We start from the raw sequence: 20,043 nt of genomic DNA on the forward strand, positions 1-20,043 counted from the left end.
TTCGAAAATAATCCTTCACACCAGGCGTACGCAACCCGTCTCAGTCGATGGGCATCGCCCGGTACTGCACCGCCACCTTGCGCGCGCCCGCCGGCGGATCGGTCCGGACCCGCTGCCGGTACGGCAACGTCAGCGCCCGGACCGACTCGTTCAGCTCGGCCAACTCCTCGGCGGTCAGCACCAGCACGCTGTCGCTGAACCAGGTCGCCTCGTACCATTCGCGCGGCTGGTCCGGCGCCCGGCGCATCCAGTCCCGGACCCGCTGCGCGTCCCGCACCAGGTGCGCCTCCACCAGGGCCGCCTCGGCGGCGTGCGTCTCCGGGTCGGCGTCCGGCCCCGCCTCCACCGAGTACGACGGGTTGACCGCCTGCCACACCCGTTCCCGGGCGTCGCCCCGCCCGGCCGCCTCCCGCACCAGACCGAACTTCGCCAACTCGCGCAGGTGGTAGCTGGTGGCGCTCGGCGAGAGGCCGGCTATCTCGGCGCATTCGGTGGCGGTCGCACCACTCTCCCCCGCGCTGAGATGTTCCATGATCGCCATTCGGGCGGGATGGGCCAGGGCCCGCATCACCTGCGGGTCGCTGATCGTCACCCGGTGCTTCTCGGAACGCGCCTCGGTCATGCCTCCATGATTGCCGCCCGCACCTCCCCGGCGGGACGGGCCCCACCGGCGGGCGAGGTGGCGTCGACGGCCGAAAGGCCGGTCGACGGGGGCGAAGATCCGTCCCGGCCGCATGTTCGGCGGGGCCGACCACCCGTTCGGCCGCACCATCGGCACGCGCCGGTTCACGGGGCATCGCGACGCGACGGCCGAGCCTAAAATCTGCGCGACTGCACCCATGGGAGGAACCTGTGCGGCGTTTCAGGATGGCAATTGTCGCGGCGACCGCGGCGATAGTCGGCGCGACCGGGCTCTCGGTGCCCGCCTTCGCAGCCGATCCACCCGTCGTCAACTGGGCCAACAGCATCGACAACGACCTGGGCCGCCTGCGGGTCTCGGTGACGTCCGACAGCGGCGTCGCCTCGATCCGCGCCCACATCGTGTCCTACGCGACGCAGCAGGAGGTCGCCGACACCGACGGCTTCGAGATCGAGTCGAGCGACGGTGCCACGAGCACCTGGTTCACCACCGACCGGTTCCAGCTGGCCCAGTTGGGCGGCTACCGGGTCGACATCGAGGTCACCGACAACGACGGGCAGCGCACGTCGCGGACCGACGCCGGCAGCCTGGCCTACTTCGTGGCCACGTCGTTCGACCGCGTCGTGGCCAAGCCGGCGACCCTGACCTACGCCCGACGCGAGGTCACGCTCAGCGGGCGCCTGCTCGGCCGCTGGCCCGGCGACGGCCACATCGAGCCGCTGGCCGGCTTCCCGGTCAACCTCTCGTCGTATCCCGGCGACTTCGGCGCGGCCACCACGCTTGCCGACGGCACCTTCTCGGGGCCGCTGCACCTCGACGCCGCCGGCTCCGTCTACGCCTACTACTCCTACGACAACGACCACATCGGCTACCTGAGCGGCAACTCCGCCGAGCTGCCGGTCGGCATCTCCCCGGCCTCCGCCCGGGCCACCGTCACGGCGAGCCGGGCCAAGGTCAAGGCCGGCGAGACGGTCACCCTGACCGGCCAGCTCACCTGGCGCGCTCCGGACGGCTGGCGGCCCTTCGCCAACAAGCAGTTCGGCGTGCTGTTCTGCTACGACGAGTCGACGTGCCCCTGGTCGGACTATCCGACGACCGACGCCGAGGGCCGCTACCAGATCGAGGTCGCGCCGTACCGGACCGGCTTCTACCGGGTCAGTGTGAGTTCGGATGATCCATTCATCGCCTCGCCGAGCGCGCAGACCGGAACCATCACGGTGCTCCAGCCGGCCTCGTTCTCGTCGTTCTCCGCCGCCCGCGCCGCCGACGGCGTCGGCGTCTCGGTCAGCGGGCGCATGGAGTTCAGCCCGTTCTATCCCCAGACGGCGATGGTCGACATCCAGTACTCGCCCGACGGCAAGGCACCCTGGACGACCGTCCGCGTGGTCGAGACCGACTGGAGGTACGAGTTCAACGCCACCATCCCGTCCGCGCAGTCCGGGTTCTGGCGGGCGCGCTTCGCCAGCCAGCCCGACTTCTACCAGACCGCGGTCAGCACCAAGGTCAAGGTGATCTGACCAGCACTGTCAGCCGGGCACCGGGGGCGCTGTCATACGCTCCCGGTGCCCGTTCCCGTGAATTCGGTGGAGCCCGCCCGCGCCGGTGCGTAAAGTGGTGGGCCGCTTGACGGCCGAGGTGAGACAGGCACCGCAGCGGACGTCCCGACGCGCCGGGTTGCTCCCGGATACGCGAGCGAGCAGCAGCTGAGATTCCCTGAAGGAAATCCACGTGCCCGCACTGGAAGACGAGCTCGCCGCTGAGCGAGTGCATCTGGAAGCCTCCCGCGAAGCGCTCCGGCGGATGCGGGAGCACGCCGAGAACCTGTTCTCGACCGGGGATCAGGTCGCCGGCGACGCGTACGCGGCGGAGACGCTCGGGCGGCACCTGGCCCGACGGATCGCCGAGCTGGCGGACAGCCCCGACACCCCGCTCTTCTTCGGCCGGCTCGACATCGACGAGGAGAAGTTCCACGTGGGCCGGCGGCACGTCACCGACGTGGCCGGCGAGCCGATGGTGCTGGACTGGCGGGCGCCCATCTCGCGCAAGTTCTACCAGGCCAGCGTCAAGGACCCGCAGAGCGTCCGGACCCGGCGGCGGTTCGGGTTCAGCTCCGGCGTGCTGACCAGCTTCGAGGACGAACACCTCGACCGGGGCGAGGAACTCGGCAGGGCCAGCCGGATCCTCACCGCCGAGATCGAACGCCCCCGCGTCGGCCCGATGCGGGACATCGTCGCCACCATCCAGCCCGAGCAGGACGAACTGGTCCGGGCCGACCTGGCCGACTCGATCTGCGTCCAGGGCGCGCCGGGCACCGGCAAGACGGCGGTCGGGCTGCACCGCGCCGCCTACCTGCTTTACCTGCACCGCGAACGGCTGCGCCGGTCCGGCGTGCTGATCGTCGGGCCGAACCGCGCGTTCCTGTCGTACATCGCGGCGGTGCTACCGGCGCTCGGCGAGGTCGAGGTCGAGCAGGCGACGGTGGAGGACCTGGTCGCCCGGGTGCCGGTCCGCGCCGTCGACGAGCCGGCCGCCGCCGCGCTCAAGCACGACATCCGGATGGCCGAGGTGCTGCGCCGCGCCGTCGACGCCCACATCGGTACGCCGACCGAGCCGATCATGGTGTCGGACGGCTCGTTCCGCTGGCGGATCGGCCTCGACCCGCTGCACCGGGTGGTCGCCGAGACGCGCGCGGAAGGGCTGCCGTACGCCACCGGCCGGGACCGGGTCCGGGCCCGGGTGGTGGGGCTGCTGCAACGCCAGGCCGAGGCCCGCCGCGCCGAGTCGCCCTCCGACGCCTGGCTGCGCCGGATGAGCCGGATCAAGCCGGTCACCGACCTGCTCGACACGGTCTGGCCGGCGCTCACCCCGGACGGCCTGGTGCACCTCCTGCGCACCGACACCGACGCGCTCGCGGCGGCGGCCGACGGGCTGCTCACCGTCGAGGAGCAGGAGCTGTTCCGGGCCGGCAAGGTCGGGCGTACCCCGAAGGCGACCCGCTGGACCGCCGCGGACGCCGTCCTCGTCGACGAGGTCGCCGGGCTGCTGGAACGGGCCGGCGGCTTCGGCCACGTGGTGGTCGACGAGGCACAGGACCTCTCCCCGATGCAGTGCCGGGCCATCGCCCGCCGCAGCGAGCACGGCTCGATCACGCTCCTCGGCGACCTGGCCCAGGGCACCTCGCCCTGGGCGGCGACCGACTGGCGCGAGTCCCTGACCCATCTGGGCAAGCCGGACGCCGCGGTGGTGCCGCTGAGCGTCGGCTTCCGGGTGCCGGCCGCCGTGGTGGCGTTCGCGAACCGGCTGCTGCCCGCGCTCGCCGTCGACGTGCCGGCGGCGCGGTCGTTGCGCCACGACGGGTCGCTCGACGTGCGTACCGCCGAGGACCTGACGGCCGCGACGGTGGCCGAGGTGCGGGCGGCGCTGGCGTACGACGGCTCGGTCGGGGTGATCGCGGCCGACGACGCGGTGGAGCGGCTCCGCGCGGCGCTCGCCGACGCGGGCGTGGCGACCGCGACCGTCGACGACGTCGAGGCCGCGGCGCGGGTCACGGTGGTGCCGGCGACGCTGGTCAAGGGCCTGGAGTACGACCACGTGGTGGTCGTCGAGCCGGCCGCGATCGTGGCCGCCGAGCCGCGCGGCCTGCACCGCCTCTACGTGGTGCTGACCCGGGCGGTCTCCCGGCTGGCGGTGCTGCACCGCGACCCGCTGCCCGCGCCGCTGGCCGGCTGACCGGCCCGGCGTCGATCAGGCCCGGCGGACGCGGCGCGGCGCCGGGCGAGCGACGGTGCGGGCCGGCCGGCGTCGGTCAGGCCCGGCGGACGCGGCGCGGCGCGGGGCGAGCGACGGTGCGGGCCGGCCGGCGTCGGTCAGGCCGCGAGCGCGGCGGCGACGGCGCGCAGCGGCGCGCCCGACTCGGCGATCGGCACGGTGAAGGCGAGCCAGGACCCGTCGGTGAAGTCGATCCGGAGCCGCTTCGGGTTGAGCCGGTGCCAGCCGACCCGGGCGGAGGCGACGTCCGCCCGGGACGCCGACCAGACCACCTCGGTCTCGGCCAGCGCCCGTTCCTCGGCGTCCCGCCCGGCCAGCAGCGTGACACCGCCGGTGCGGCAGACCAGCAGCCGGCGGTCGGTCACCGCGAGCAGGGTCTCCCGGACCTTGAGGTCGGCCCCGGGTGGGGTCAGTGCCCGGTGCAGCCGGGACGCGGCCGAGCCGGACGCGCCGCGACCGGCGATCCCCCAGCCCACCAGGTCGACGAACCGGTCACCCCGCTCCCAGGTGGCCAGCGGCAGGAGCACGTTCAGCAGCACCGAGCCGACGGTCCGCCGGCCCGGCCCGGCGGCCGGCTCCGGCTCGGGCGGCGGTGGCGGGGTGAGGCCGCCGCCGACGTCGGCCTTGGCCTGGGCCAGCACGCGCTCGCCCGGCTCGACGAGCCGGCCGATCGCCTCGCGGTATCTGGACTCGTCCATCGGCTCAGTATCGGTCGTGGCCGTAGCCGTCGTCGGCACGGCGCTCCGCGGCCGGGGCGTTGCCCATCACCTCGCCGACGATCTCGCGCACCCGGGCGGCTGCGGCTTCCTGGGCCCGGTTGGCCGCGGCGGTGAACTCCTCGGCCAGCGTGTAGGAGTCGAACCGCATGGCCCGCGCGTTGATCTCGGTGGAGAGGATCCTGCCGTCGGCGGCGGCCACGACGGTGACCAGGCCGGAGTCGCTCGCGCCCTCGGCGCTGCTCTGCTCCAGCTCGGCCATCCGCGCGCCGAGCTCACGCTGCCACCCGTCCAGGTTGCGGGCCAGCGCCTCGATCCGGTCCAGGGCCGGGAACGTCATGGCTGCCTCTCAGTTCACGATCGAGTCGAACACGTTCTGCACGCCCCTGGTGTAGGGGCCGAGATCCTCGCGGTAGGTGCCGTCCACCAGGTAGTTGCGATCCTTGTGACCGTCGGAGACGTCATGCAGGCCGACGCCGGTGTCGAGCAGGGCCCCGCCGATGCCCGGGATGTTCACCGGGGACGCCTGGTTGATGGCGAACTTCCCGGGGAACAGGATGGCGGTCCGTTTCATCTTGAACGCGAACGCCTCCTTCGTGTAGCCGGACTTGTTCCACGCCTTGTACGCCTTCTTGGCCTTGCGCAGCTCCATCACCAGCTTGCGGTAGCGGGTGAGCAGCTCGGCGACCTTCTCCAGCTTGGTCACCAGCTTGGTGAGGATCTCCGCGAACCGCGCCACGATCTTGACCATGCGACCGACCGTGGTGGCCAGCCGGGCCAACACCCGCACCACGGTGGCCGCCAGGGTCACGCCGGCACTGAGCGCGGCCGCCACCGCGGCGATGATCACCTCGGTCAGGAACCAGAGCAGGAACTCCAGGATCAGCTCGACCAGCAGGTTGAACGCGTCGACCGCCGCGTTCGCGGCGTCGACGAGCACCTCCTTGGTGCCGTCCAGCCCCTTGGCCAGCTCCTCGATCGCCTCCTCGACGGACTCCATCGAGGCGTGGAACTTCTCCGCCGCGTCGCCGTCCCAGGCACCACGCAGCCGGGCCCGGTCGGCGACCTGGTCGCCGGCGATCTGCCGGACCGCCTCGCCGGTGGTCAGCGCCAGTTGAGCGGCCTGCATCAGGTCGTCCGGCTCACCGGCGACCAGTTCCAGCAACTGCTCGAACGGCCAGAGCACCGCGTTGGAGAGCGGCTTGAAGGGGTCGGGCGTGCCCGACACGATCTGCTCGAAGTAGGTCTTGTTGCGCTGAAGCGCCTCGGTGCTCATCGGTGCCCCCTCAGGCGCCCGGCGTGAACATGTCGGTGGTCGCCACGTCGGTGCCGGTGTAGGCGTCGGCGGTGTCGGTCATCCCCTCGGCGATGTCGGCCATCACCTCCGCGCCCTCCTCCAGCCCTTGCAGGCAGGCCTCGAACTGCTCCGCGTACGCGGCGGCGAGGCTGAACGACGCGGGCATCACGCCGAAGGAGTGCCGGGCCACGTGCCCGTCGCGGAACACCCGGTGCAGCTCGCGGAAGCGGGTGGCCCGGTCCCGCGAGGCGGCGGCGAACGCCGTCAACGCCTCCGGCTGGACGTCGAGATTCCTGCTCGGACTGGTCACGGACCCTCCCCAGTGTCCGGTCGGAAACTACCGCCGTCGTCGACGGCGTCCACAGACTAGGTGATGCGCGCACCCCGGCAGGGGGCGGTGCGAGTGGCGACGGCACGGTAGACAGGGGAGACACCCCCGCCGCCCGAGGAGCCACCATGATCCTGGCCCGCGCCGAACAGGTCAGCCGCCGCTACGGCGAGGTGCTGGCCCTGGACCGGGTCGACCTGACCGTCCGGGCCGGGGAGCTGGTCGGCCTGCTCGGCCCGAACGGCGCCGGCAAGAGCACGCTGATGAACCTGCTGGTGGGGCTGCGCCGCCCGACCGCCGGCCGGGTCGAGCTGCTCGGCGGCGACCCGCGCGACCCGGCCAGCCGGCGGCAGCTCGGGGTGACCCCGCAGGAGACCGGGCTGCCCGGCACGCTGCGCGTCGGCGAGGTGGTCGACTTCGTCTCCGCCCACTATCCCGACCCGGTGCCCCGGGGCGAGCTGCTCGACCGCTTCGGCCTCACCGACCAGGTCCGCCGGCAGACCGGCGGCCTCTCCGGCGGGCAACGCCGCCGGCTCGCGGTGGCACTGGCGTTCGTCGGCCGGCCCCGGCTGGTGCTGCTCGACGAACCCACCACCGGGCTGGACGTGGAGGCCCGGCACGCGCTCTGGGAGTCGATCCGCGGCTTCCACGCCGAAGGGGGCACCGTGCTGCTGAGCAGCCACTACCTGGAAGAGGTGGAGGCGCTGGCCCAGCGGGTCGTGGTGATCGGCCACGGTCGGGTGCTCGCCGACGACTCGGTGGCGGCGATCCGCGGCATCGTCGGCGTACGCCGGGTCAGCCTGGTCGCCGACGACCTGCCGGCGCTGCCCGGGGTGGTCGCCACCGAACGCGTGGACGGGCGGTTCCACCTGCTCACCACCGACGCCGACCAGCTCGTCCGCGACCTGGTCGCCACCGGGGCGGCGTTCCAGGACCTGGAGGTGCGCCCCACCTCGCTGGAGGAGGCGTTCCTCGCCATCACGGCCGGCGACCGGCCCGCGCCCACCCCCGCCTAGGAGACCGCCGTGCCGCTCGCCCTCGTCCACGCCCGCTACCAGCTCCTGGAGATCGTCCGGATCCCGGTGGCGGTGGTCGGCAGCGCGTTCTTCCCCGCCGCCGCGATGCTCTTCTTCGTGGTGCCGTTCGCCGGGGACGACCCCGCCGGCGCCACCTACGCCACCGCCGCGATGGTCACGTTCGCGACCATGAGCGCCAACATCTTCCAGTACGGCGTGGGCGTCGCCGAGGATCGCGACCAGCCCTGGAACCCGTACACCCGGACCTTGCCGGCCGGGCCGGCGCCGCGACTGGCCGGGCGGATCCTGGCCGGCCTGGTGCTGACGTACCTGTCGATGGTGCCGGTGGTGGTGATCGCCGCGGTGGCCACCGCGGCCCGGGTGACCCCGGCGCGGTTCCTGCTCGGGCTCGTCGCGGTCGCCGTGATCTCGGTGCCGTTCACCCTGCTCGGCCTCGCGATCGGCTATTCGCTGCCGAGCAAGGCGGCGATCGTGGTGGCGCAGGTGCTCTTCTTCCCGCTGGCGTTCGGCGGCGGCCTGCTCTCCCGGCCGGACAACGCGCCCGGCTTCGTCCGGGTGATCGCGCCCTACCTGCCGACGCGGGGCGCCGTGGAGCTGATGTGGGCGGCGGTCGCCGGCTGGGAGCCCGACCCGAAGGCGCTGGTGATGCTGGTGGTCTGGGTGCTGGTGCTCGCCGGGGTCGCGGGTTGGGCCTACCGGCGGGACGAGGGGCGCCGCTTCAGCTGACCTTTTGTCCGGTTCCGGCCCGGTGGCCGACCCGGCGGTGCCACGATGCCGGCAGGGCGGGCCAGCGGGTCCGCTCCCGGCGAGAGGGGTCACCGTGAACGGCGTCGAGCCCGGCACACCCTGCTGGACCGACCTGGCCACCCCCGGCCTGGAGGACGCGAAACGCTTCTATCCGGAGCTGTTCGGCTGGACCGGGCGGGTCTCCACCGTGCCGGACGCCGGCGGCTACACCGTCTTCTGCAAGGACGGCCGGGCGGTCGCCGGAGCGGGCCCGCCGGCCACTCCGGACCAGGTGCCGATCTGGTCCACGTACGTGGCGACCGACGACGCCGACCTGGTCGCCACCCGGGTGGAGGCCGCCGGTGGGCAGGTGCTGGTGTCGCCGTTCGACGTCAGCGGGCAGGGTCGGATGGCGGTGCTCGCCGACCCGGCCGGCGCGGTGTTCAGCGTCTGGCAGCCGATGGCGATGCGCGGCGCGGAACTGTTCAACGCGCCGGGCGCGATGTGCTGGAACGAGCTGGTCACCCCCGACCCGGAGGGGGCGCGGGAGTTCTACGCGCTGGTCTTCGGCTGGCACGCCGAGGAGCGGCCGGCCGGATCGGTCCCCTACGTCGGGTGGCGCTGCGGCGCCCGCATCGTCGCCGGCATGGTGCCGGCGGCCGAGCCGCTGCCGGCGGACCTGCCGGCGTACTGGACGGTCTACTTCGCGGTGGAGGACGCCGACGCCACCGCGGCGCGGGCCGCCGAGCTGGGCGGGACCATCCTCGTGCCGCCCCGGGACAATCCGGCCGGGCGCTCGGCGGCCCTCCGCGACCCCCAGGGCGCCCTCTTCTCCGTCTCCACCCTCCGCTGAGGGTGTAAGGAAGGGCCCCCTCTTAACGCATTCGGTAGAGGCGGGGGCCCCTCTTAACACCACCTGTTAACAGGGGGCCCCTCCTTACCCGCGACGGAGGGGGACCACGTGCGGGCCGTGCGGGCCGGGGATCACCCGGACGTGGGCCCGGTAGTGGCGGGCCAGCAACTCCTCGGTGAGCACCTCGGCGGGCGGGCCGGCGGCGGCCACCCGGCCGTCGGCGAGCAGCACCAGGCGGTCCGCGTACTCGCCGGCGATGGAGAGGTCGTGCATGGTGGCGAGCACCGTCAGCTCGTGCTCGCGGCGGAGCTGGTCGACCAGCTCCAACACCTCCTGCTGGTGCCCGATGTCCAGCGCGCTGGTCGGCTCGTCGAGCAGCAGCAGGGTGGCGCCCTGGGCCAGCGCCCGGGCCAGGAACACCCGCTGCCGCTCCCCGCCGGAGAGGGTGGCCAGCTCGCGGCGGCCGAACCCGCCCAGGTCGAGCCGGTCCAGCACCTCGTGCACGGCGGTCACGTCGGCGGCGGACTCCCGGCCCAGCGGCGGCATGTAGGGGGTGCGTCCCAGCAGGACGTAGTCGAAGACCGCCATGCCGGCCGGCACCACCGGCGACTGCGCCACGGTGGCGACCACCCGGGCCCGGTCACGGCGGCGCAGCGCGCGGATCGGCGTACCGAAGAGGGCGACGGCGTCCGGCGCGGGCAGCAGGCCGCCGACGGCGCGCAGCAGGGTGGACTTGCCGGCGCCGTTGGGGCCGATGACGGTGACCCACTCGCCGACCGCGACGGTCAGGTCGACGCCGGCCAGGACCGGGTTGCCACCCAACTCGACCCGCAGGTCCCGGACGTCGACGGCGGCGCTCACGCGATCCTCCCGGCTCGCGACTGCGGGGCTCGCAACCCCGGCTCACTCCTCGCGCTCACGCGATCCTCCCGGCTCGCGACTGCGGGGCTCGCAACCCCGGCTCACTCCTCGCGCTCACGCGATCCTCCCGGCTCGCGACTGCGGGGCTCGCAACCCCGGCTCACTCCTCGCGCTCACGCGCGCACCCCGCGGGCGGTACGCAGGATCAGCACGAAGAACGGGCCGCCGAGCAGCGCGGTGACCACCCCGATGGGGATCTCGGCGGGGGCCGCGGCGGTCCGGGCGACCACGTCGGTCAGCGCCAGGAACGCGCCGCCGAAGAGCATCGACAGCGGCAGGATCACCCGGTGGCTGGAGCCGGCGAGCAGCCGGACGGTGTGCGGCACGATGATGCCGACGAAGCCGATCAGGCCGGAGGCGGAGACCGCGGCGGCGGTGCCCAGCGAGGCGGCGGCGATCAGCAGGTAGCGGGAGCGCTGCGGGTGCAGCCCGAGGCTGGTGGCCTCGTCGTCGCCGAGGGCGAGCACGTCCAGCTCACGCCGGTGTGCCAGCACCACCACGGCGGTGAGCAGGAAGTAGGGCAGAACCAGCAGCACGTCGTGCCAGCCGGCGGTGGAGAGCCGGCCGAGGAGCCAGGAGTAGACCTGCTGGAGGCTGTCGGAGTGCGTCTGCAACAGGTAGGTCTGGCCGGCGGCCAGGAACGCCGACACCGCCACCCCGGCCAGGATCAGCGTGGCCGGTGACCGGTCCCGGCCGCCGGCGGCGCCGAGCAGGTACGTCATCGCGACCGCGCCGAGCGAGCCGACGAACGCGGCGAGCGGGATGGTCACGGGCAGCCCGGTGAGCGCCCCGCCGGCCCCGGCGCCCAGCACGATCGCGGCGGTGACCGCGAGCCCCGCCCCGGCGGCGACGCCGAGCAGGTACGGGTCGGCCAGCGGGTTGCGGAAGACGCCCTGGTAGCAGCCGCCGGCCAGGGCGAGCAGCGCGCCGACGAGCAGGCCGAGCACCACCCGGGGCAGCCGCAGCTCGGTGACGATGGCGATCTCCCGCTCGGTGAGCCCGCTGTCCAGGTGCACCCCGGGCAGCAGGTTGAGCAGTTCGGCCGCGACGCTGCCGGGCGGCAGGCTGACCGGCCCGAACGAGACGCCGGCCACCAGCGCGACCAGCACCGCCGCCAGGCCGGCGAGCAGCCAGCGGGTGCGCAGCCCGGCGGGGCGGGCCGGGGCGTCGGCTCCGGCCGGGCCGCGGCGGGGGCGGGGCAGCCGGCCGGCCGGCCGGGACGCGTCGGGCGTCCCGGCCGGCACGGAGTCCACCGGTCGTACGGCCACGGTCAGGCCGGGACCTTGGCGGTGGCGTCGACGATCGTCCGGAGCAGGTCGACCACGCGGGGACCCCAGCGCGAGGCGATGTCGTCGTCCAGCGCCACGACCTGGTTGTTCTTGACGGCGGTGACGCCGGCCCAGCCGCTGCGCGCCTTGACCGTGTCCGCGCTCTGCTGGCAGCACTTGGTGTCGGCCAGGAAGACGAAGTCGGGGTTGGCCTTGACGATGACCTCCTGGGAGAGCTGCGGGTAGCCGCCGCTCTTGCCGCCGGCGTCGGCCGGGTCGGCGATGTTCTCCAGCCCGGCGAGCGAGTAGACGGTGCCGACGAAGGTCTTGCTGGTCACGCTGTACAGCTCCGGGCCCAGCTCGTGGTAGTAGGTGAGCTTCTCGGCGCGCTTGGGCAGGTCCTTGGTGAGCGCCGTGATGTCGTCCTTCATCTTGCCCACCACGGCGTCCGCCTCGGCCGGGTGGCCGGTGAGCTTGCCCAGGTCGGTGAGCTGCCGGTAGGTGTCGTCGAGCGTGGCCGCGGCCGGGGCGAGCAGGACCGGGATCTTCAGCGCGACGAGCTGGCTGGCGATCTTGTTGGTGTCGTTGGCGATCACCACCAGGTCGGGGCTCTTCGCGGCGATGGCCTCGGCGTTCGGCTGGTAGCCGGAGAGGTCGCTCTTGGGGGCGTCCGCGGGGTAGTTCGACTGGTCGTCGACGGCGGCGACCTGCTTGCCGGCGCCGATGGCGAAGAGCATCTCGGTCGAGGTCGGCGACAGCGAGACGATCTTCTCGGGGCGCTTCTCCAGCGTCAGGTTGCCCACGCTGGCGGGAAACGAGCCTCCGGACGCGCCGGCGGCGGGGGTGTCGGGCGAGGTCTTCTCGGCGCAGCCGCCGAGAAGCAGCACGCCGGCCGCGAGCGCGGCGGCGAAGAGCCGAGGGGTACGTGGGGTCATCGATCCTCCTGTCGGTCGAGGAGCGTGGTGCTTCGCCGACAGGTGGAAAGGCCCGTCCGCGAGGCGCCCTTCCTCGAGAGCGCGTGTCGCGACCGGCCGCAGGCGACCTGGCTCGTCCCACGTCCGTCGGCGTCGGCGGGAGGCCGACGCCGCGCGTACGGGGCATCACAGTTGCGGGACAGCGCCGGTTTCGCACCGGCTTCGCTGTGGCACGGTCGGTGCCACGGTAGCGCACGACCAGCGGAGATCGTCCGGACGGGAGGGTGGGTGGGGACCCCGGTGGGGGTGGAACCGGGGTCCCCACCCCGGTGGTGAGGTCAGCAGTACTGGCTCTGCTTGCCGATCGCCCGGTACGGGCAGTCGGCGTACTCGGACAGCATGAGCACGGCGTCCCGGTTGCGCGAGGTCTGCGCCGGGATCACCTCGTCGGGCGGGTAGAAGCCGCCGCCGGAGGCCGAGCCGGGGTACATCTCGAAGGTGTACGCCCAGATCTTGTGGGCGCCCCACATCCAGTCGATGCTGGTGCCGTCGGCGATGTAGAGGTCGCTGGACTGTTCGGGTGTGTAGCCGTTGGTCGCCGCCATCTGCTGGCCGATGGTGGCGAAGGTGTTGTACTGGTCGGCGGTCATCCCGGTCGCGGTGTTGCTGTACGTGTAGCCGTACGGCCAGAGCACCAGCTGGGAATAGGTGTGGAAGTCGATGTTCGCCTTGATCTGCTGCACCCCGCCGACGACCCGGCTGTTGACGAAGTTGCGCAGCGCGGTGGTCTCCGGGGCGGAGAAGGCGGACGGGCCGCGGTAGGTCTCCGACGACTTGGTGCCGGACGAGCCGCCGCAGCAGCCCCACTGGTAGCTCCAGTTGCGGTTCAGGTCGGTGCCGACGTACGACGAGCCGCTGTTGGGTTGCCGGTTCTTCCGCCAGGAGCGGTAGGAGCCGGTGGCGATGTCGTACTCGCTGCCGTCGGGGTTGACCGTCGGCACGATCCAGATCTCCCGGGAGTTGACGATGTTGGTGATCCGGGAGTCGCTGCCGTAGTTGTCGGTGAAGAGGTTGAGCAGGTAGATCGCCATCTCGACGGTCAGGTGCTCGCGGGCGTGCTGCTGCGCGTTGAACAGGATCTCCGGCTCGTTCTCGTCCGTGCCGACGTTGTCGGAGATCTTCACGGCCATCAGGTCCCGGCCCTGGTAGGACGTGCCGATGCTGAGCTTGCGGGCGATCGTCGGGTGGTCGGCGACCACCTTGTTCACCACCGTGGTCAGCTCGGCGTAGTCGTGGTAGTTCGAGTCGGCAGGTGGGAAGGCGTAGGCGGTCGCGCCGCCGGCGGGCGCCGGGGCGACGTCCTTCTCCAGCCGGAAGCCGAGCCGGTTGATGGCGGCGGCCTCGGCGGTGGTCGCCGTGACGTGCAACACACCGTGTTCGGAGTAGTCGATCGCGGCGCCGGTGCGGGCGACCGCGGTGCGGTCGGCGACGGTCCGTGGGCCGAGCACCCGGTAGGCGACGGCGGCCGGCTCACCGGCCCGGTCCGGGGTGGGGCGGGCGCCGGCCGGGCCGGCGGCGCCGACGACGAGGGTCAGGCCGACGGCGGCGACGAGCGCCAGCCGCCGGCGGGTCGGGAGCGTGCGGAGGGCCATGGACAACCTCCTCGGGGTACGGGAGATCCCGTTGTCCGCACACTTCACCAGGAGTCACATGGTCATATCAACATTCATCTTTCTCGGGATCCATCCCGACCGGATCCTCATGTCGGCAATCATTTTCCATGCCTGAACCTCTGGCGAAACTTCCCGCCAAGCGCGACAGTGAACGGCAACGATGCCGTTTCCCCGTGGAGCTGCCATGTTCGGAAGACCCCTGCGTACGGTCGCCCTCGCCGGTCTGACCGCGCTCACCCTCCTCGGCACCACCGCACCCGCCCAGGCGCACGGCCCCCGGCCGGGCGTCACGCACGACGAACAGATCACCTTCCAGGAGTTCTCCCGCTACCCCGACTGGCGCGGCGGCTCGCACCAGGGCACCCGCGCCGTACCCGGCCGGCACCCCGCGCTGACCATCGGCCGGCCGGCCGGCACCACCGAGTTCACCGACGAGCACACCGGCACCACCCGCACCTGGGAGTACGCGACCTGGACCTCGCCCGAGCGGCGGATCGGGTTCGACGCCACCGAACTGGTCGCGTCCTGGAACGCCAGCACCCCCGCCGGCACCTGGATCCAGATCGAGCTGAACGGCACCTACACCACCGGGGAGCACACCCCGTGGTACGTGATGGGCCGCTGGGCCTCCGGCGACCAGGACATCAAACGGTCCACCCTGGACGGCCAGGGCGACCCGTTCTCCAGCATCTGGACCGACACGTTCTCCATCGACGACGCGGCGGCCGGGGTGCTGCTGCGCTCGTACCAGCTCCGGCTGACGCTCTACCGCGCACCCGGCCAGGCCGCCGCGCCGCAGGTGCGGATGCTCGGCGCGATGGCCTCGAACGTGCCGGACCGGTTCACCGTCACGCCGAGCCGGGGCCACATCGCCTGGGGCACCGAGCTGGCCGTGCCCCGCTACTCCCAGAACGTCCACATCGGCGAGTACCCCGAGTACGACGGCGGCGGCGAGGCCTGGTGCTCCCCCACCTCCACCGAGATGGTGGTCGAGTACTGGGGCCGCAAGCCCTCGGCCGAGGACACCGCCTGGGTCGACCCGTCCTACGCCGACCCGACCGTCGACCACGCCGCCCGGATGACCTACGACCACGAGTACGACGGCGCCGGCAACTGGCCGTTCAACACCGCGTACGCGGCCGGCTTCCCGGGCCTGGAGGCGCGCGTCACCCGACTGCACTCGCTGGACGAGGCGGAGCGGTTCATCAAGGCCGGCATCCCGGTGGTCACGTCGCAGTCGTTCCTGGCCGAGGAACTGGACGGGGCCAACTACGGCACCTCCGGGCACCTGTTCGTGATCGTCGGCTTCACCGCCGACGGTGACGTGATCGTCAACGACCCCGCGTCGTCGTCGAACGACGCGGTCCGCAACGTCTACGAGCGCGAGCAGTTCGAGCAGATCTGGCTGCGGACCAAGCGGTACCGGGCCAACGGCACGGTCGCCTCCGGCTCCGGCGGCATCGCGTACCTCATCAAGCCGACGGACCGGCGGTGGCCGGTGGTCCCGGGCTCGACCAACTGGTGACCGGCCCGGGCCCGGCGCGGAGTCCGCGCCGGGCCCGGACCTCCGGACTACCGGGACGGGGCGAACGAGACGGGCGGGGCCACGGGCTTCGACCGGCGACCGCGGACCTTCCGGACGATGATCACCACCCAGGCCACCAGCGCCGCCACGCCGGCCAGGGTCAGCCCGGTCACCAGCAGCCAGGTGGACCCGCCGGTGGTGGAGAAGACGCCGGCCCGCGCCCCGGTGTCCCGGGCCGGTGCGGTGCCGCCCACGGCGAGACCGTCCGGCGCGTCGTAGAGGATGACGTCGGCGCGCCGGCCGCCGCCCTGGTCGGCGGCGAAGGTGCCGCGCCACTCGCAGTTGCGCCGGCCGCAGTCCTCGTGCACCGCGGTGAACGTGCCCGCCGTGCCGCCGCCGTTCTTCGCCTGCCAGGTGGGGACGAGGTCGGTGGCACCCATCATCAGCCCGATGGCCGCGATGACCGGCAGGCCGAACCAGACGAACACCTTGGTCCGCCATCCGTCGATCTTGTTCAGGAAACTCACGGCGGGTGACCCTAGCGGCCGGGACGACCACCCGCTGCCCCGTTTCGGGCTCAGCCCTCCCGGCGCTCGCCCTCCGGCCCGCCCTGGTCGTCACCGGCCAGCGCGGAACGCAGCCGGTCCTTCTCCGCGCGACGCCGCTCGGCCGCCTCGGCCATCTCCCCGGCCATCTCGTCCCGCCAGCCCTTGAGCAGGAAGAACGACAGCGCGGCGGAGGCGACCAGCGCCAGCATCAGCCGGAGGAACATGTTCATCTCGACGAACCAGAGGGCCGCCAGCACGCCGACGAACAGCCCCACCCGGCCCAGCGTGTACTTGACCGCCGCGCTCATGCCCGAATTCCCACTCTCTCCGCGCCTCAGCCCGTACGCCGGGCCAGCCAGTGCACGCCATGAAACCAGATGACCGCGTAGACCACGGTGAACACCGCCGCGGCCAGCGCGCCGGTGAACAGCGGCGGCAGCCCCGCGGCCAGGCCGGCGGTCAGCAGCCCGGCCAGGACGCCGACCCCGATGCCGACCAGCGCGGCCAGCACCCGGGCGGCGCCGAACTCCCAGGCCCGGAAGTCGTCCCAGAACAGCCAGAGCGGCAGGATCACCGCCAGCCAGCCGTTGGTCCGCCCGAACCCGCCGGCGCCCACCGCGGCGAACGCCCACTCGAAGAGCAGCAGCGCCAGCACCCCGATCACCAGGCCGGCGAGCGTCACGCCGAGCAGGTCACCGAGGGTGAGGATGCGTCCCTCGGCGTCCCGCCGGGGGAAGGCGCGCGGCTGCTCCTCCGTGCCCATCGCCGTGCTCAGGCCCAGACCTGCTGCGGCTCGGAGCGGCGCTCGGCCATCGACGGCGCGGCGTCGTATTCCCGGACGGTCTCGTAGCGGGTGTTCCGCTCCACCGGGCGGAAGCCCGCGTCCCAGATCAGGTGGAGCAGGTCATCGCGGTGCATGGTGTTCGGCGTGCCGTACGAGTCGGCGTCGTGAGTGATCTTGTATTCCACGACCGAGCCGTCCAGGTCGTCCACGCCGAAGTTGAGCGACAGCTGGGCCACCGAGAGCCCGTGCATGACCCAGAAGCACTTCACGTGCGGCACGTTGTCGAACAGCAGTCGGGACACCGCGAACGTCTTGAGCGACTCGGCCGGCGAGGCCATCGTGGTGCGGGCCTGGATCCGGTTACGGACCTTGCCGTCCGCCGAGTCGACGAAGTCGTGCTGGTAGCGCAGCGGGATGAAGACCTGGAAGCCACCGGTCTCGTCCTGCAGCTCGCGCAGCCGCAGCACGTGGTCGACCCGGTGCCGGGGCTCCTCGATGTGGCCGTAGAGCATGGTCGCCGGCGTCTTCATGCCCTTCGAGTGGGCCAGCGCGTGGATCCGCGACCAGTCCTCCCAGTGGCAGGCGTGGTCGACGATGTGCTGCCGGACCTCCCAGTCGAAGATCTCCGCGCCGCCGCCGGTCAGCGACTCCAGCCCGGCGTCCATCAGCTCGTCGAGGATCGCGTCGGCGGAGAGCCCGCTGATCTTCTCGAACCACTGCACCTCGGTCGCCGTGAACGCCTTGAGGTTGACCTTCGGCAGCGCGGCCTTCAGCTCGCGCAGCACCTTGGGGTAGTAGCGCCAGGGCAGCGTCGGGTGCAGGCCGTTGACGATGTGCAGCTCGGTGAGCTGCTCGTCCTCCATCTCCTTCGCCTTGCGGACCGCCTCGTCGATCCGCATCGTGTAGGCGTCCTTCTCGCCCGGCTTGCGCTGGAACGAGCAGTACGCGCACGAGGCGGAACAGACGTTGGTCAGGTTGAGGTGCCGGTTGACGTTGAACATCACCCGGTCGCCGTTGAGCTCGGTGCGCTTGTGGTGAGCCAGCCGGCCCAGCCAGGTCAGGTCGTCGCTGGCATAGAGCGCGACCCCGTCCTCGCGGGTCAGCCGCTCCCCCGCGTAGACCTTCGCTTCGAGCTCGCGCTTGAGTCCGGCGTCCATCCGAAAGCCACGTCCTTCCACCTGGGGTCCCGATCGAGCGTACGTCGCGGGTCGGACGGACCGTCGCTGCGGTCGACCGCAGCGACCCAGTTCACCGCCCGTCACCCTCCGCACATCGACATCGCTGCGCCGGTGAGGTAAGACAAGAGTGGGGCGGAACACACACCAGGGCCGTCCTGTCTCATCACGCCCACGACGCGTGGCGCGCACCAGACCGGACGGGGAGCGGAATGGTCGACAGCACCAAGGCCCGACGGCGACGAGGCCGGTCACCGGTGATCTCACCGGTGCTGCGCCCCGCGCTCTGGTCCGCCCTGCTCGGGGCGGTCGCGGCCGCGGCGCTCGCCACCCCGGCCTGGGCCGATCCGCTGCCCGACACCATCCCCGACGCCGGCTCCCGCCCACAGGTCACCGGTCCTCTCCAGCTCCCCACCGGGGCGGGCGCCGTCCCCGGCGCCACGATCCCCGGGGCCACCGGCCCGGGCCGCACGGCGGGCGTGCCGGGCGCGACGACAGGCGTCGCCAACCCGGCCGACGGCCCGCTGATCGCGCAGATCAACCAGGTCGACGCCCGGGTCGCCCAGCTCGGCGACGAGCTGCTGCGGATCAAGGGCGAGCGGGACGCGGCCCAGGCCGAGCTGACCACGGCCACCGCCCGCCTCACCGAGGCGCAGGCCGCCCTCGTCCGGGCGCGGGAGAACGCCAAGAGCGCCGCCGCCGACGCGGTCAAGGCCGACGCCGCGCTGCCGCCCGGCGAGTTCGGCACCAGCCTGCGCCAGTTCAGCGACCTCCAACGGATCACCCGGGGCGACAAGGCCGAGGGCGCCCGCACGTCGGTGACCGGCGAGCTGCTCCGCGCCACCGACGACGAGCGGGTCGCCCGCGAGGCGCACGCCTCGGTCCAGCGGCGGGTCACCGAGAAGACCGCGGAGTTCACCCGCGTCGAGACGGACCTGCACAAGCAGGAGGCGGCGCTGCTCAAGCTGCGCCGGGACAACGCCGCCAGGTTGCTCGTCATCGAGCGCCGGGAGGACGCCGCCGAGCAGCAGCGCGGCAACCCGTACGTCGTCAACCAGAGCATCAACGGCCTGGTCGCCGACCCCCGCGCGCTCGACGCCGTGCGCTACGCCCTGGCCCAGCTGGGCGACCCCTACCTCTGGGCGGCGGAGGGACCGGACCGGTTCGACTGCTCTGGCCTGATGCTCGCCTCGTACCAGGCCGCCGGCTACCGGGGCCTGCCGCGGGTCTCCCGGGATCAATACTTCGCGACCCGGTCCCGCACCGTCAGCCCGAACGCACTGCTCCCGGGTGACCTGCTCTTCTTCGCCTCGAGCAGCAGCTGGACCAGCATCCACCACGTAGCCATGTACATCGGCAACGGCAAGATGGTCGAGGCGCCCCGCACCGGCGACGTGGTGAAGATCTCCGTGGTCCGCTGGTCCCGGCTCTACGCCGCGACCCGGGTGGTCGGCGCCGTGCCGGCCCCGGCCACGCCCGTGCCGGCCCCGACCGTGCCGGCCAACCCGCCCACGTCGAAGCCGACGCCGAAACCGACACCGAAGCCGACGAAGACCGGCACGCCGAAGCCGACGGGCACCCCGAAGCCGACGCCGACCGGGTCCAGCCCGACGCCCACGCCGTCGACGAGCACCACGCCGCCGACGACGCCGAGCCCGTCCGAGTCGCCGAGCCCGTCGCCGAGCCGCACCGCCACCGCCACCGCCACCGCCGAGCCGAGCACGACCTCGGCGAAGCCGACCGAGAGCGCCGCCGCGCCGTCGAGCAGCGCGGCGAAGCCGACCGAGAGCGCGGCGAAGCCGACCGACAGCAACTCCGCGAGCCCGACCAGCGCCGGCTGACCCAACCGTCCGCTCCGACTGTGTTCCCG

At 72.8% G+C, this 20,043-nt stretch carries 19 protein-coding genes, 1 pseudogene and 1 riboswitch; of the genes and pseudogenes, 7 read left to right on the forward strand and 13 right to left on the reverse strand.

All coding sequences use genetic code 11. The annotated features are described in order from the left end of the window. Positions 1–40: 40 nt before the first annotated feature. Positions 41–622, reverse strand: coding sequence for an ArsR/SmtB family transcription factor (locus O7598_RS28045; RefSeq protein ID WP_269694211.1), 582 nt, complete (start codon positions 620–622; stop codon positions 41–43). A gap of 245 nt (positions 623–867) precedes the next feature. Here O7598_RS28045 and O7598_RS28050 point away from each other — a divergent pair, with 245 nt between their 5' ends. Continuing rightward, entirely contained in the window at positions 868–2,157 is a 1,290-nt protein-coding gene (locus O7598_RS28050; protein ID WP_269694212.1) for a hypothetical protein, read from the forward strand. A 205-nt stretch (positions 2,158–2,362) separates the two neighbouring features. Next, complete coding sequence (locus tag O7598_RS28055) at positions 2,363–4,369, forward strand: HelD family protein (protein WP_269695005.1); 2,007 nt, start codon at positions 2,363–2,365, stop codon at positions 4,367–4,369. 137 nt (positions 4,370–4,506) lie between these two features. On the opposite strand, the gene O7598_RS28060 is transcribed toward O7598_RS28055, so the two are convergent. Genes O7598_RS28060 through O7598_RS28075 form a run of 4 tightly spaced genes read right to left on the reverse strand, consistent with a single transcriptional unit; the run spans position 4,507 to position 6,731 of the window. Continuing rightward, positions 4,507–5,106, reverse strand: coding sequence for a hypothetical protein (locus O7598_RS28060; protein ID WP_269694213.1), 600 nt, complete (start codon positions 5,104–5,106; stop codon positions 4,507–4,509). A 4-nt stretch (positions 5,107–5,110) separates the two neighbouring features. Next, entirely contained in the window at positions 5,111–5,464 is a 354-nt protein-coding gene (locus O7598_RS28065; protein WP_269694214.1) for a YbaB/EbfC family nucleoid-associated protein, read from the reverse strand. A gap of 9 nt (positions 5,465–5,473) precedes the next feature. Beyond that, complete coding sequence (locus O7598_RS28070) at positions 5,474–6,400, reverse strand: WXG100 family type VII secretion target (RefSeq protein ID WP_269694215.1); 927 nt, start codon at positions 6,398–6,400, stop codon at positions 5,474–5,476. 10 nt (positions 6,401–6,410) lie between these two features. Further along, positions 6,411–6,731, reverse strand: coding sequence for a type VII secretion target (locus O7598_RS28075; RefSeq protein ID WP_091062889.1), 321 nt, complete (start codon positions 6,729–6,731; stop codon positions 6,411–6,413). Between the two features lie 146 nt (positions 6,732–6,877). On the opposite strand from O7598_RS28075, the gene O7598_RS28080 reads away from it, so the two are divergent. The 3 genes from O7598_RS28080 (at position 6,878) to O7598_RS28090 (ending at position 9,365) form a co-directional block, all read left to right on the forward strand. Further along, a complete protein-coding gene (locus tag O7598_RS28080; RefSeq protein WP_269694216.1) occupies positions 6,878–7,765 on the forward strand; it encodes an ABC transporter ATP-binding protein in 888 nt (295 codons plus the stop codon). A gap of 9 nt (positions 7,766–7,774) precedes the next feature. Continuing rightward, complete coding sequence (locus O7598_RS28085) at positions 7,775–8,512, forward strand: ABC transporter permease (protein WP_269694217.1); 738 nt, start codon at positions 7,775–7,777, stop codon at positions 8,510–8,512. A 94-nt stretch (positions 8,513–8,606) separates the two neighbouring features. Continuing rightward, positions 8,607–9,365, forward strand: coding sequence for a VOC family protein (locus O7598_RS28090; RefSeq protein ID WP_269694218.1), 759 nt, complete (start codon positions 8,607–8,609; stop codon positions 9,363–9,365). Between the two features lie 84 nt (positions 9,366–9,449). Here O7598_RS28090 and O7598_RS28095 read toward each other — a convergent pair whose 3' ends face one another. From O7598_RS28095 to O7598_RS28110, 4 genes and pseudogenes are all read right to left on the reverse strand, one after another. Continuing rightward, positions 9,450–10,226 carry an ABC transporter ATP-binding protein gene (locus O7598_RS28095; RefSeq protein WP_269694219.1) on the reverse strand — a complete coding sequence of 259 codons (777 nt, stop codon included), beginning with the start codon at positions 10,224–10,226 and terminating at the stop codon, positions 9,450–9,452. A gap of 173 nt (positions 10,227–10,399) precedes the next feature. Further along, entirely contained in the window at positions 10,400–11,488 is a 1,089-nt protein-coding gene (locus O7598_RS28100) for a FecCD family ABC transporter permease (protein WP_269695007.1), read from the reverse strand. 68 nt (positions 11,489–11,556) lie between these two features. Beyond that, entirely contained in the window at positions 11,557–12,489 is a 933-nt protein-coding gene (locus O7598_RS28105; RefSeq protein WP_269694220.1) for an ABC transporter substrate-binding protein, read from the reverse strand. Between the two features lie 106 nt (positions 12,490–12,595). Continuing rightward, a riboswitch (cobalamin riboswitch) is annotated at positions 12,596–12,689 on the reverse strand. A 120-nt stretch (positions 12,690–12,809) separates the two neighbouring features. Then, positions 12,810–14,120 (reverse strand): annotated as a pseudogene (locus O7598_RS28110) (M14 family metallopeptidase); the annotation flags it as partial. A gap of 205 nt (positions 14,121–14,325) precedes the next feature. Between O7598_RS28110 and O7598_RS28115 the strand changes: the two are divergent. Then, complete coding sequence (locus O7598_RS28115) at positions 14,326–15,666, forward strand: C39 family peptidase (RefSeq protein ID WP_269694221.1); 1,341 nt, start codon at positions 14,326–14,328, stop codon at positions 15,664–15,666. A 47-nt stretch (positions 15,667–15,713) separates the two neighbouring features. Here O7598_RS28115 and O7598_RS28120 read toward each other — a convergent pair whose 3' ends face one another. Genes O7598_RS28120 through mqnE form a run of 4 tightly spaced genes read right to left on the reverse strand, consistent with a single transcriptional unit; the run spans position 15,714 to position 18,155 of the window. Next, positions 15,714–16,193, reverse strand: coding sequence for a hypothetical protein (locus O7598_RS28120; protein ID WP_269694222.1), 480 nt, complete (start codon positions 16,191–16,193; stop codon positions 15,714–15,716). A gap of 50 nt (positions 16,194–16,243) precedes the next feature. Next, the gene (locus tag O7598_RS28125; RefSeq protein WP_269694223.1) at positions 16,244–16,522 is read right to left on the reverse strand and encodes a DUF4229 domain-containing protein; all 279 of its coding nucleotides are present in this window, start codon (positions 16,520–16,522) and stop codon (positions 16,244–16,246) included. A 26-nt stretch (positions 16,523–16,548) separates the two neighbouring features. Then, entirely contained in the window at positions 16,549–16,977 is a 429-nt protein-coding gene (locus tag O7598_RS28130) for a hypothetical protein (protein WP_269694224.1), read from the reverse strand. Positions 16,978–16,985: 8 nt separating this feature from the next. After that, positions 16,986–18,155 (reverse strand): aminofutalosine synthase MqnE, encoded by a 1,170-nt coding sequence (mqnE, locus tag O7598_RS28135; RefSeq protein WP_269694225.1) that lies wholly within the window; start codon positions 18,153–18,155, stop codon positions 16,986–16,988. A 230-nt stretch (positions 18,156–18,385) separates the two neighbouring features. On the opposite strand from mqnE, the gene O7598_RS28140 reads away from it, so the two are divergent. Then, positions 18,386–20,014: a C40 family peptidase gene (locus O7598_RS28140; protein ID WP_269694226.1), complete on the forward strand. Its 1,629-nt coding sequence runs from the start codon at positions 18,386–18,388 to the stop codon at positions 20,012–20,014. The last annotated feature ends 29 nt before the right edge of the window (positions 20,015–20,043 follow it).

It is taken from the genome of Micromonospora sp. WMMC241, assembly GCF_027460165.1.
GTDB lineage: Bacteria > Actinomycetota > Actinomycetes > Mycobacteriales > Micromonosporaceae > Micromonospora > Micromonospora humi.